This is a genomic window from Flavicella sp. IMCC45537, assembly GCF_057197705.1.
Map to the genome: position 1 here is coordinate 289,065 of NZ_CM170067.1, position 11,956 is coordinate 301,020.

Genomic DNA, 11,956 nt, shown 5'->3' on the forward strand with positions numbered 1-11,956 from the left:
ATATTAATGAAACAGTTTGTTAGAGTACTTTTATTTTTTACCTTAAATTTTGCCGCTTTAGGGATAGGTGCTTGGCTTATGAATTCTGGCCCAACGAGTGATTGGTATTTGAAATTACATAAAGCTCCTTGGACACCGCCTGGTTGGGTTTTTGGTGCTGCATGGTCAACTATTATGGTTTGCTTTTCTTTTTATATGGCGATTTTGATGCAAAAAGAACAAGTAATAAAGATCTCAAAACTTTTTTTTATTCAATGGTTGTTAAATATTTCATGGAATTGGGTGTTTTTCAATCAACATCAGATGCTAGTGGCAGGGATTATTTTAATTTCTCTAACGGTAATTGTTGGTTTTTTTCTGTTTACATATTTAAAAAAAATGAAATATTACAGCCTGTTGGTAGTTCCTTATTTTCTTTGGTTACTGATAGCTAATTCATTGAATATCTTTGCGGTTATCATGAATTAATATTTCAGCTTTCAGTAAGATTGATTTCTTTGAAATTCTTTAGTTATTACTGAACTTTTATCTAGATTGATTCCTTAAGATTGTTGTCTATATTTTTACTAAATTTGCGAAGCATTAAAATAATGAACTTAGCCACTAATTTGGCGGTTCAACTATTGAATACGAGGGATGTTAAGTTCCCAATAAATTGTTACTATGGCTAAATTTGAATTGAAACTACCAAAAATGGGTGAAAGTGTTGCTGAGGCAACAGTTACAGGTTGGTTGAAAGAAGTAGGAGATGTTATTGAAGCTGATGAGTCTGTTGTGGAAATTGCAACAGATAAGGTGGATTCTGATGTTCCTTGTGAAGTTTCTGGTACGTTAGTTCAAATTTTACATGAGAAAGATTCAGTAGTAAAAGTTGGGGAGACTTTAGCGATTATTGAAGTAGAGGGAGAGCTTGAGAGTTCTGTGAATGATATTGTCGTTGAAAAAGTTGATAGTTCTGTTTCCGAAGCTGCCCAGCAAGTTGAAAAAGATATAGAAAAAGCCGTAATATCTAAAACAGCAGTTACTAAAGTGGTTACCTCTGATAGATTTTATTCTCCACTGGTAAGAAATATTGCAAGTGAAGAAGGTATTGGTCAAGAAGAGTTAGATAAAATTCCTGGTTCAGGATTAGAAGGTAGGGTTACAAAATCTGATATTTTAGAATACTTAGAAACACGTGTTGTAGAGAAAAAAACAGAGCCTACTGTCTCAGTATCTAAAGCCCAAGCCGTAGTTCCATTATCTTTAAATGGAGAAGATGAATTGATAGAATTAAGTAGAATGGGAAAGATGATCTCTGATCATATGATTCATTCTGTTCAAAAGTCAGCTCATGTACAATCTTTTATAGAGGTTGATGTTACTAATTTGGTAACATGGAGGTCAAATAACAAAGATGCTTTTCTAAAAAGAGAGGGAGAAAAATTGACTTATACTCCTGTGTTTATGATGGCGGTAGCAGCTGCTATTAAAGAATATCCGTTGGTGAACTTGTCATTTGATGGTGATAAAAAAGTTGCAATTAGAAAAGATATCAATCTTGGACTAGCTGCCGCATTAGGTGATGGTAACCTAATTGTTCCTGTAATTCATAAAGCAGATGAATTGAATTTAATTGGTATGGCAAAAGTTGTAAATGACTTGGCTGCAAGAGCTAAAAACAACAAGCTAAAACCAGATGAGATTCAAGGTGGTACTTATACGGTAACAAATGTTGGAGGTTTCGGAAGTTTATTTGGTACTCCAATCATAAATCAACCAGAAGCTGCAATATTAGCTATTGGTGCCATTCGTAAAGTTCCTGCAGTACTTGAAACACCGGAAGGGGATGTTATAGCAATTCGTCAGAAAATGTTTTTATCACACTCTTATGACCATAGAGTTATAAATGGTGCATTGGGAGGGTTGTTTATTAAATTTATTAAGGATTACCTAGAAGCTTGGGATGCTGATGCAGCATTTTAGTTTTTTATAGCTTCACTAATTACTTTACCTGTAACACCGTTTGGAAATTCAATTTCTAAAAGATTGCATAGCGTTGGTGCGATGTCAATAATTGGATAATAGTTGCTTGAAGAACCTTTTTGTATCCCTTTACCAAAAAACAATAATGGAACATGGGTATCATAGCTATAACCACTTCCATGAGTAGTTCCAAAGGCATCATGTCCTAGCAGCACAGAAGGATTCGGGACCAAAATAACATCACCAGATAATTTTTGATTGTACCCTTGTTGTACTAAACTGTAAATACCTTTTCTAAATTCACTAGTTTGAAGCGTATGTGCTGTAATCGTTTTGTATACTTGATTGAAATTTATTAATTCTTGAGCAAAAAAGTTTTGAACTTCTACAGAAGAAAGTTTTAATTTCTTTAATTCATTATAATTGAAAAATAATTGGTAATTAGAGATAGTCTCCACAATTTTATCTGAACCATAATTTTCTAAGGATAATTCTTTAATTCTTGTTTTTAATTTAGAGTATTCAAAATGTCCACCAGGGATTCCAAGTGTTTTTAAATAATTTGGAGTTTGTGCCACGGCGTGATCAGCGGTTAAAAATAAGGTGTAATTGTTTTTACCGACGGTTTTATCTAAGTAAATTAATAATCGTTCTATTTCCAAATCCATTCGAATATAGGTATCCTCAATCTCCTTGGAATCCACCCCATATTTATGACCAACATAATCTGTACTGGAATAGCTAATGGTTAAAAAATCAATGGTACCATCAGTTTGTCCCAAATTTTCATTTTTGATTGCAGCTAGCGCAAAGTCTGTCGTCAAAGAATTTCCAAAAGGAGTAGATTTTAAAATATTAGAACCTCCATTTTTTTCTTTTAAGAGGGGAAGCTTATGTGGGAAAACAGGTTTTTCTTCTCCTTTAAATTTCCATTCAAAAGGATTGTCATCCTCCATACTTTCGGTATAAGTTTCTATTGGGTAATAAGTGTTCCAATCTTTTTCTAGATATTGATTTATAGAATTTCCATTATTGTATTCCTGTACCCATTTTGGCAGTTCTTTCGTGTAAAAACTACTGGTAATCCAATGTGAGTTTTTGCCTCCTTCAAACCAATAGACACCATCTGCCGTGTGCCCTGCTGGTAATATAGATGATCTATCTTTGATGGCGATGCTGATGGTCTTGTTTTTTAAATTCTGGGCAAGTTTCAGTTGATCCGTAACAGTTGTTGTATGCATCCTATAAGGAGACTTTTGCCCAGCTTTGGTGCTTGTACCAACTGAAGAATATGCAGCATCATCTACACAATAAATACTTTTTTTAAGAAATTTATCATACCAATCGTTTCCAATAATACCATGGTTTTGCGGGGTAGTTCCGGTGTAAATTGAAGCATGGCCTACCGCAGTATAAGTAGGTACATAGTTATAATGTGTGTTTTCCGCATGGAATCCTTTGTTCATTAATCTTTTAAAACCACCATTACCATATTTGTTTTCAAACCGATATAAATAATCATAGCGCATTTGGTCTACGACAATTCCAACCATTAACTTGGGTTTGTTTTTGTTTTGAGCAAACGTTGAGGTTAAAGAAAATAAGATTGCTGTACAGAAAAGAATTGTGTTTTGCATAGGAATATTGTTTGGTATAAAATTAGTCAATTATTGTTATAAAAAACGGTAGAATATGTGATTCTATTCCTAATTTTAATGTAATATAGTTTCTGATTATTTAATACTTTAGCAAAAAATTAATACATGAATTATATAGAACATATCGGTAAGTATTTTATTATGCTTAAAGAGGTTTTTAAAAAGCCGCAGAAATGGAATGTTTTCCGAGAGGCTTTATTTAGAGAAATTGAAGATTTGGGTTTGAAGTCTATAGGAATCGTTTCTTTTATTTCTTTCTTCGTTGGAGGAGTTGTTGCTATTCAAACAGCTTTGAATGTTGATAGTCCACTGATTCCAAAATACCTTATCGGATTTGCTACAAAAAGATCAATGATACTAGAATTCGCTCCGACTTTTGCTTCTGTTATTTTGGCGGGTAAAGTTGGGTCGTTTATTACCTCTAGTATTGGTACAATGCGAGTAACTGAACAAATTGATGCTTTGGAGGTGATGGGAATAAACTCGTTGAACTATCTTGTGATGCCTAAAGTATTGGCGACTGTGTTTTTTTATCCTTTAATTGTAATTGTAGGAATGTTTCTTGGGATTTTTGGAGGATGGGTTGCAGGCTCTTTAACAGGGTTGTTTCATTCAGCAGATTATATAGGTGGAATTCAATTAGATTTTGATCCATTTTTAGTTCAATATGCTTTGATTAAGTCTGTAGTTTTTGCATTTCTTATAGCTACGATACCTTCTTACCATGGTTTCTATGTAAAAGGAGGTGCTCTAGAGGTAGGTCGTGCAAGTACACAAGCAGTGGTTTGGACCAGTGTAGTTATTATTTTAATGAATTATTTTTTAACACAAACACTTTTAGGATAGATGATAGAAGTTAAGGGGATACAAAAGAGTTTTGGTGATACAACTATTTTAAAAGGGGTAGACGCAACCTTTGAACGCGGAAAGACTAGTTTGATCATTGGTCAGAGTGGTTCTGGAAAAACCGTGTTTTTAAAAAGTTTATTGGGTTTACATGTTCCAGAGGTCGGTACCATCGCATTTGACGGAAAGATCAGTAAAGATTTGGATGAAGACGGTAGAAGACAATTAAGACAAGATATAGGAATGGTTTTTCAAGGAAGCGCATTGTTTGACTCGTTAACGGTTGAAGAGAATGTGATGTTTCCGATGAAAATGTTTACAGATAAATCGATGTCTGAAATGATGGATCGTGTCAATACGGTTCTAAAAAGAGTGAACTTAACAAATGCAAATAAAAAATTTCCAGCGGAACTTTCTGGAGGGATGCAAAAACGTGTAGCAATTGCAAGAGCGATTGTGATGAATCCCAAATATTTGTTTTGTGATGAACCAAATTCTGGACTTGATCCAAAAACAGCTATTGTTATTGATAATTTGATTCAAGAAATAACAGCCGAATTTCAAATAACAACAGTTATAAATACCCATGATATGAACTCGGTGATGGAAATTGGAGAAAAAATTATTTTTTTAAAAAATGGTTTGAAAGAGTGGGAAGGGACGAGTAAAGATGTCTTTAAAACTGATAATGAATCTGTTGTGGATTTTGTTTACAGTTCCAATTTATTCAAGAAAGTAAGACAAGCATATTTAGATGAAATTAATTAAAAAAAAGCTTTGTTATATTGGAATAACGTTCTATATTTGCACCCGCTAAAACAAAGGAAATAATGACCTGGTAGCTCAGTTGGTAGAGCATCTCCCTTTTAAGGAGAGGGTCCTGGGTTCGAGCCCCAGCCCGGTCACTAATTTAGGTAAACTAAATTTTCCTTTTTATTGAAATATTGGTGAGATACTCAAGTGGCCAACGAGGGCAGACTGTAAATCTGCTGCGCAAGCTTCGTAGGTTCGAATCCTACTCTCACCACTATATTTCTTTTGCTTTTAGCAATGACCTGGTAGCTCAGTTGGTAGAGCATCTCCCTTTTAAGGAGAGGGTCCTGGGTTCGAGCCCCAGCCCGGTCACAGAAAAGTCTGCAATTTATTGCAGACTTTTTTTTTGTCTATATTTTTTGTGTTTTCTGTCTATAAATTGAAAAATAAGCCATTTGTTGCCCTTCCAAAATGTTTTCTTATCCTTTTTTGGTTGCGTTGTGAATAAACTTGCAGTAGAATTAATAACCATAAAATAGATTAGAATTATGAAAACAATTGGATTAAAATTAAGAGGACTTGTTGCGCTATTGGTATTGGCAGTTGGACTGGTGTCATGGAGCTCGGAAACGTACGCTGTAGATAGTTTAAAGGAAGAGTCGATTCAAGTATTAAATATTGATAAAGGCTTTACAGCAGCAATTAAGATGGATTTTGAAATAGAGTATACTGCTAAAAGTGGAAGAGAGGTTGCTATTGAGTTGAGAGAAGATGGTAAGTGGATTGGAGGTAAAGTAATGCAGGTTGAAAAAGGAACCAATAAAGGTGTTATTTCAATTAAGTTTAAGAAAGCGCCTGTAGCAGGTAGTAATCATGAAATACGAATTAATATTAGACCTAAAGGAACTACTTGGAAAGAGTCTTTAAATGGTGCTTCGTATAAAAATGTTGTATTGCATTAGTATGATGTAGTTGATAAAAGAAATACTAAAATTTAAAAGTCAGATGGTAAGGAAGTTTTTATTCTATAGACCATCTGGCTTTTTTATTTATTTGTAAGGATTGTTCTTTCTTTTAATTTTTTATTGAGGGGGCTGCTTTTTTTTTATCAATGTTTTAAAATCATTGAAACTCATCAAATTTAAGTCTTCGATTCTGTTTTTATACATTTTGGAAAATTCGTAATATGGATTGGTTAGAGTGGTGTTGTTTCCGATGTATTTGTTCTTTGATAATACACCAATACCCCAGTCCGTATCTACGCAAAGTGAAAAAATATCTGCTTTACATCTCCATGTGTAAAACGCCTTCCATGAAGTTCCATTCCAAATTCCACCCGCTGGGCTGTAACGATAATTGTATGTTTCTCTCGCATGCCACTCTGTTGGAGGGTTACAGTCGTGCATAACGATAAAACCATCTTTGCTGAGATGATTAAAGGCGTTATTGATATCTCTGTTTACTTGTTCCGCAAGATGTAGACCGTCAATAAATATAACATCAAATAATTGGTTTTTATGAAGTACTTCACCTTTCTTTAGTTTTTTAAAAAAAGTGTCACTCGTCATTTTAAAATCTACTGGGTTTTTCTTGAATTCTACACCAGGATCTACACTGTATTTTTGGTCTGCTTCGACAAGATTAAAGTTATGAGAAGGGTTTCTTGTTCCAATTTCTAAATACGCAGTCTTTCTATTGAAGGTTTTTAAAATAGCATTTATCGTTTCGGTTCGATTTCCGTTCTTGTTCTTTTCTAGTTTAACGTTTTTCCTTCCTGATATGTAAATAGGATTGCTAAGAAATAAAAAGCCTTTTCGATATGTTCTGATAATATTGAGTGCAATCCATAATTTCTGCAGTACTTTCATTTTTGTTTTTTTTGTTTAAATGTACGTAACAAATATTAAAAACTGGGACAAAAAAAACTCCATCTTAAAAAGATGGAGTTTTGAGCGAAAGACCGGGTTCGAACCGGCGACATTCAGCTTGGAAGGCTGACGCTCTACCAACTGAGCTACTTTCGCGTTTGGTATTGCTCTGCAAATATAGTACGTTTCTTCGTTTTGGCAAGGGAAATAGCACAATAAATTTACCTTTTTTTAATGTTTTTTTATAACTATTTGTATACGAGAAACATGCGTTAAAACTTTTTTTTAAATTGTTTTTAGAAACAAAAAAGACCTGTTTAAAACAGGTCTTTTTTTATTATTTGAAGAAGATAATTACTTTACAGCAACCAATTCAACATCAAAAATAAGTATTGCATCGGCAGGAATTACTCCTCCAGCTCCAGCAGAACCATAAGCTAATTCAGAAGGGATAACCAAACGAGCTTTGTCTCCAACTTTTAATAACTGAATTCCTTCATCCCATCCTTTAATAACCTGACCCACTCCAACATTGAAGTCGATTGGTTGTTTACGTTTGTAAGATGAATCAAATACGGTTCCGTCTAATAATTGACCTTTATAATGAACAGAAACACCAGCTCCTTTAGTTGCTTGTTTTCCATTACCGTTTTCTAATATTTTGTAACGTAATCCTGAAGCAGTTTCTTCGTATCCTGCAGAAACTTCATCCAAAATTGCTTTTTGTTTAGCATTTGCTTCAGCGATTCTAGCCTCTCTAGATCCTTCAAAAGTTCTAAAAGCTTCTATTGCATTGAAGTTTTCAGCTTCTTCTCCTACACGGACAATTTCTAAAGATTCAATAACATCATCCTGAGCAATGGTATCAACTATATCTTGACCTTCTACAACAAAACCGAAAACTGTATGTTTGTTGTCTAGCCATGGCGTTGCAACGTGAGTAATAAAAAATTGACTACCATTTGAAGCAGGACCAGAATTAGCCATAGATAAAACACCAGGTTTATCGTGCTTTAATTCAGGGTGAAATTCATCATCAAAACTATATCCAGGGCTACCAGTTCCAGTTCCTTGAGGACATCCTCCTTGAATCATAAAATCAGCAATAACTCTATGGAATTTTAATCCATCATAATATGGCTTTCCTTGTGGTTTTGCATTGTTTTCTAAATTCCCTTCAGCCAAAGCTACAAAGTTACCAACTGTACCAGGAGTTTTGTCGTGTGTTAAATTCACCAAAATAGCACCTTTGCTTGTGTTGAATTTAGCGTATAATCCGTTGTTCATTTTTATATGTTTTTTTAAGTGATGCAAATATAGCTATTCTGCATTGATCTACAAGTCAACCTAGAATGCTTATGTGTTGAATTTTTGTTAAATAATAATTTTCTACTCGCTTAATTTTGAGAAGAATACTGTTTTGTATTCAGGTAATAATTCTGGGTGTGCTATTTTAATGATGTCCTTAAGAAGTAGGTCGGGTCTAATAGGACCTAATTCGAAATAAAACATCCCTCCGGTAGCTCCTTTGTATTTTGCAAATGTATAGACGTTATTTTTTTGGTAGGCATCAAATTGAGCATAGTGCGCATTAGAATTTAACAATTCTTGTTTAGTGTTATTCATGCTGCAACCAATCCATAGATCTGCATGTTGTCCTTTCTCAAAAACATTCTCAAAATTTAAAGATAGACTCCCTGTTCCTTTACTGTCTTTCCATAAATAATTGGTTTGTGCATCTTTAAAGTAGGTGGCAATAAAACTTTCTCCAGCAGGTAAGTACCAAACATCTTGAAAAATTGATCCCGAAAGAACGGTAGGCTTAGTTTTTACCTCCTGTGTCGCAATTTTCTTAGCTTTCAGGTATTCTTGCTCAATATGGTTAAAAATACTATCTGCTTTTTGAGTTTCATTAAAAATAGCTCCAAAAACATGAATCCATTCCGCTCTTCCAAGTGGGGTTTCCTCTAGCCAATCTCCATTTAAAAGAATGGGAATGCCCATTTTTTGAATGGTTGTGAATGATTTATTGGGTTTGTCTACAGCAAAACTCATCACTAGTTCAGGAGATAGGTCTAGAAGTATTTCTGTGTTTATATGCTCTTCTTTTCCAATTTCTTTCACTTGGTTGTGGTCTACTAAGGCTCTGGTTTTTGGAGAGGAGATAAAATTTGTATTTGGGAAACCTACCAGTGTTTTTTCTTTTTCTAATAATTCTAGTAACGGAATGTGTGAAGTAGAGGTGACGATAATTTTTTCTACGGGAGTTCTTACGATTTGAACTTCAGTTGTGTGCTTTGGTATTTTCTCACCTTTTGGGATGAGCAGGTATTCATATTTTTTTTCGGCGTTTTTATAAGGATTACTGATGGTTATTTTTTTGAAACCATTTTCTGTGGTAATGGAAAAGCCTTTGGCATATTTTAAGCTTTGGGTAACAGCAACTGTTTCTTTTTTTTGAGGTGAAGAACAGGAGGTGATTATTCCGATAAATAAGAAAAATGAATATATGTTTTTCATGACATTATATAGATATTTGAACCTTAGTAGTTTTATGAATTGTAATTTTACTTACCTGGCCGTAAATTACTTTGATGTTAAACGAATCTTTTAGTGCTGTTTCTGTAAGATGTGCTAAGAGGCTTCTAATAGGGCCTCCGTGTGATACAATTACATTTTGTTGATGATTTTTATGAAGTATTTCTGAGAAAACTTCCAATACTCTTTCTGATAAATTAGTATATGATTCTCCATTAGGTACTTTTACTGAAACAAAGTCTTTCATCCATGGAGTCATTTCTTTATTAGGAATGTCATCCCATTTTTTCATCTCCCAATCTCCAAAATTCAATTCCATAAGTCGTTTGTCAATTGTGATTTTTTTTGCAAATTTTTCAGCTAAAAGAGTACAGCGTTTGGATGGGCTTGAAAATATTTTAACATCATTGTTGAGTTTTATTTTCTCTAAAATGATGTTGCTTTCATCTTCAAAAGTAGGAGATAGGTTTAAATCAGTCTGCCCATAACAGATTCCTTTATCAATTAAGGGTGTGGTATGTCTTACCAAATATATTTCCATATTGCAATAAGGGATAAATAATAAACTACTTCAGCTAATTGTTGTAAGGCTCCAGCGCAATCTCCAGTTTGACCCCCAATCCATTTTTTGAAAAATCTAGAGAGCCACCATTTTGTGATTCCTAATGGTATAAGTACAAGAAATATCAAGTGGTTTTGAAAAAATATGAGTGGAAGTAGGCCGAAAAATGCACTTGTAATTAAGGAGTTTAATGACATTCTATCGGCTGCTGGTTTACTTTTGCTATCCTCGGTTTCTCTCACATAGGGATGCGTAAAAATTAAGGTAGTGGCGGTAAATCGGCTAATACTATGACCGGATATAATAGCAAGAGCGACAAATTCATTAGGAATTTCATTAAGAGCCGTAAATTTCAAGGCTAGAATAAATAGAATTCCCACAGTACCATAAGTCCCCAAACGAGAATCTTTCATGATCATTAAGATTTTATCTTTGGTCCAGCCTCCACCAAAACCGTCACAAACATCGGCAAATCCATCTTCATGAAAAGCACCGGTGGTCCAAACTGATGCAACCATACTTATTATAATCGCAATTTGGTTGGAGAATAATAAGGTACCTATATAGTAGAACGAAGCAGCTATAAGACCAACCAAAATTCCGACTAAAGAGAAGTAACGAGTACTTTTGTTTAATATTTCAGGAGAATGATCTACCCATTTTGGGCAGGGTATTCTAGTGAAAAACATCACTGCGGTTAAAAATATGTGTATTTGGTTTTTCATAGTTTAATTTTTTTCAGAAACGCCTGCGCTTTCAAAAGAGGCCATTTTATTTATAAATGCTGTTGCTGCGTTTAGAGTAGGAATAGCCAATGCGGCACCAGTTCCTTCTCCAAGCCTTAATCCGAAATTGAGTAGAGGTTTTGCATTTAAATAGGCTAACATTTTTTCATGTCCTTTTTCTCCAGATGTATGTGAGAAAATACAATAATCCAATACATTTTTATTGATTGCATTCGCCGCTAGTAAAGCACTTGTTGTAATAAACCCATCAACAATGATAGTCATTTTCAATTTTGCGGCTTGAAGAAATGCACCAGTCATCATTGAAATTTCATATCCGCCAAAGGCAGCCAGAACATCCATACATTCCTTGCTGTCTGAATGTTTTATTTTGGCTTTTTTTAGAATATCAATTTTATTCTTGACACCTGCTTCCGAATGTCCAGTTCCTTTACCAGTACAGGCTTCAATTGGTGTATTGGTGTACGCGCTCATTAGTAAGGAAGCCGAAGATGTATTTCCAATTCCCATTTCTCCAAAGCCAATGGTGTTACAGCCTGTGGAATATATTTTTGTAATAATTTCAGCCCCTTTAAGAATTGAAGATTTACATTCTTCAAGAGTCATGGCTGGTCCTTGTGTATAATCTTTAGTTCCTTTGTTGATTTTAGCATTAATAAGGTGGGGATTCGATTCAAAATCAAAATTAACACCTGCATCAACTATATGTAAATCAACTTTGTTTATTTCAGAAAACACATTTATAGCAGCGCCTCCAGAGAGGAAATTCAATACCATTTGAGCAGTTACCTCTTGAGGGAATGGACTTACAGGATGGTTTTTTACAACTCCATGGTCACCTGCGAATATGACAATGGAAGGTTTTGATATTTTTGGGGTTAAGGTGTTTTGAATCAGGCTTATTTGTGATCCTATTGATTCTAGAATACCTAAAGATCCTATTGGTTTTGTTTTAAAATCAATTTTAAGTTGAATGTCTTTTGCCAAAGATTGATCTACTTTTTTTATATCAAATTTCAT

General features: G+C 34.2%; 12 protein-coding genes and 4 tRNA genes. 8 read left to right on the top strand and 8 right to left on the bottom strand.

The genetic code is table 11. The features are described 5' to 3' along the window. Positions 1-6: 6 nt before the first annotated feature. Both AC2DGP_RS01345 and AC2DGP_RS01350 read left to right on the top strand, forming a co-directional pair. Positions 7-468, top strand: a complete 462-nt coding sequence (locus AC2DGP_RS01345) for a TspO/MBR family protein (protein WP_484491235.1) — start codon at positions 7-9, stop codon at positions 466-468. A 195-nt stretch (positions 469-663) separates the two neighbouring features. Then, positions 664-1,965: a dihydrolipoamide acetyltransferase family protein gene (locus AC2DGP_RS01350; protein ID WP_484491236.1), complete on the top strand. Its 1,302-nt coding sequence runs from the start codon at positions 664-666 to the stop codon at positions 1,963-1,965. Here the strand turns inward: AC2DGP_RS01350 and pafA are convergent. Further along, positions 1,962-3,602: an alkaline phosphatase PafA gene (gene pafA, locus AC2DGP_RS01355; RefSeq protein ID WP_484491237.1), complete on the bottom strand. Its 1,641-nt coding sequence runs from the start codon at positions 3,600-3,602 to the stop codon at positions 1,962-1,964. The genes AC2DGP_RS01350 and pafA overlap by 4 nt on opposite strands. A gap of 126 nt (positions 3,603-3,728) precedes the next feature. Between pafA and AC2DGP_RS01360 the strand changes: the two genes are divergently transcribed. The 6 genes from AC2DGP_RS01360 (at position 3,729) to AC2DGP_RS01385 (ending at position 6,184) form a co-directional block, all read left to right on the top strand. Next, positions 3,729-4,469 carry an MlaE family ABC transporter permease gene (locus AC2DGP_RS01360; RefSeq protein WP_484491238.1) on the top strand — a complete coding sequence of 247 codons (741 nt, stop codon included), beginning with the start codon at positions 3,729-3,731 and terminating at the stop codon, positions 4,467-4,469. Further along, positions 4,470-5,237, top strand: a complete 768-nt coding sequence (locus AC2DGP_RS01365) for an ABC transporter ATP-binding protein (RefSeq protein WP_484491239.1) — start codon at positions 4,470-4,472, stop codon at positions 5,235-5,237. A 64-nt stretch (positions 5,238-5,301) separates the two neighbouring features. Beyond that, positions 5,302-5,374 (top strand) — tRNA-Lys (locus AC2DGP_RS01370). A 41-nt stretch (positions 5,375-5,415) separates the two neighbouring features. Beyond that, positions 5,416-5,496, top strand: a tRNA-Tyr gene (locus AC2DGP_RS01375). 25 nt (positions 5,497-5,521) lie between these two features. Then, a tRNA-Lys gene (locus AC2DGP_RS01380) sits at positions 5,522-5,594 on the top strand. Positions 5,595-5,770: 176 nt separating this feature from the next. Further along, positions 5,771-6,184 carry a hypothetical protein gene (locus AC2DGP_RS01385; protein WP_484491240.1) on the top strand — a complete coding sequence of 138 codons (414 nt, stop codon included), beginning with the start codon at positions 5,771-5,773 and terminating at the stop codon, positions 6,182-6,184. Between the two features lie 120 nt (positions 6,185-6,304). On the opposite strand, the gene AC2DGP_RS01390 is transcribed toward AC2DGP_RS01385, so the two are convergent. The 7 genes from AC2DGP_RS01390 to cobT form a co-directional block, all read right to left on the bottom strand. Next, positions 6,305-7,090, bottom strand: a complete 786-nt coding sequence (locus AC2DGP_RS01390) for a class I SAM-dependent methyltransferase (RefSeq protein ID WP_484491241.1) — start codon at positions 7,088-7,090, stop codon at positions 6,305-6,307. An 83-nt stretch (positions 7,091-7,173) separates the two neighbouring features. Then, positions 7,174-7,246: transfer RNA gene (locus AC2DGP_RS01395), tRNA-Gly, on the bottom strand. A 198-nt stretch (positions 7,247-7,444) separates the two neighbouring features. After that, on the bottom strand, positions 7,445-8,377 hold the full coding sequence (locus AC2DGP_RS01400) for a peptidylprolyl isomerase (protein WP_484491242.1): 933 nt from the start codon (positions 8,375-8,377) through the stop codon (positions 7,445-7,447). Positions 8,378-8,479: 102 nt separating this feature from the next. Continuing rightward, complete coding sequence (locus tag AC2DGP_RS01405) at positions 8,480-9,610, bottom strand: ABC transporter substrate-binding protein (RefSeq protein WP_484491243.1); 1,131 nt, start codon at positions 9,608-9,610, stop codon at positions 8,480-8,482. A 4-nt stretch (positions 9,611-9,614) separates the two neighbouring features. After that, positions 9,615-10,169, bottom strand: a complete 555-nt coding sequence (gene cobC / locus AC2DGP_RS01410) for an alpha-ribazole phosphatase (RefSeq protein ID WP_484491244.1) — start codon at positions 10,167-10,169, stop codon at positions 9,615-9,617. Continuing rightward, positions 10,151-10,915, bottom strand: coding sequence for an adenosylcobinamide-GDP ribazoletransferase (locus AC2DGP_RS01415; protein WP_484491245.1), 765 nt, complete (start codon positions 10,913-10,915; stop codon positions 10,151-10,153). Before AC2DGP_RS01415 ends, cobC begins: the two co-directional genes overlap by 19 nt. Before the next feature lie 3 nt (positions 10,916-10,918). Beyond that, the gene (cobT, locus tag AC2DGP_RS01420) at positions 10,919-11,956 is read right to left on the bottom strand and encodes a nicotinate-nucleotide--dimethylbenzimidazole phosphoribosyltransferase (protein ID WP_484491246.1); all 1,038 of its coding nucleotides are present in this window, start codon (positions 11,954-11,956) and stop codon (positions 10,919-10,921) included.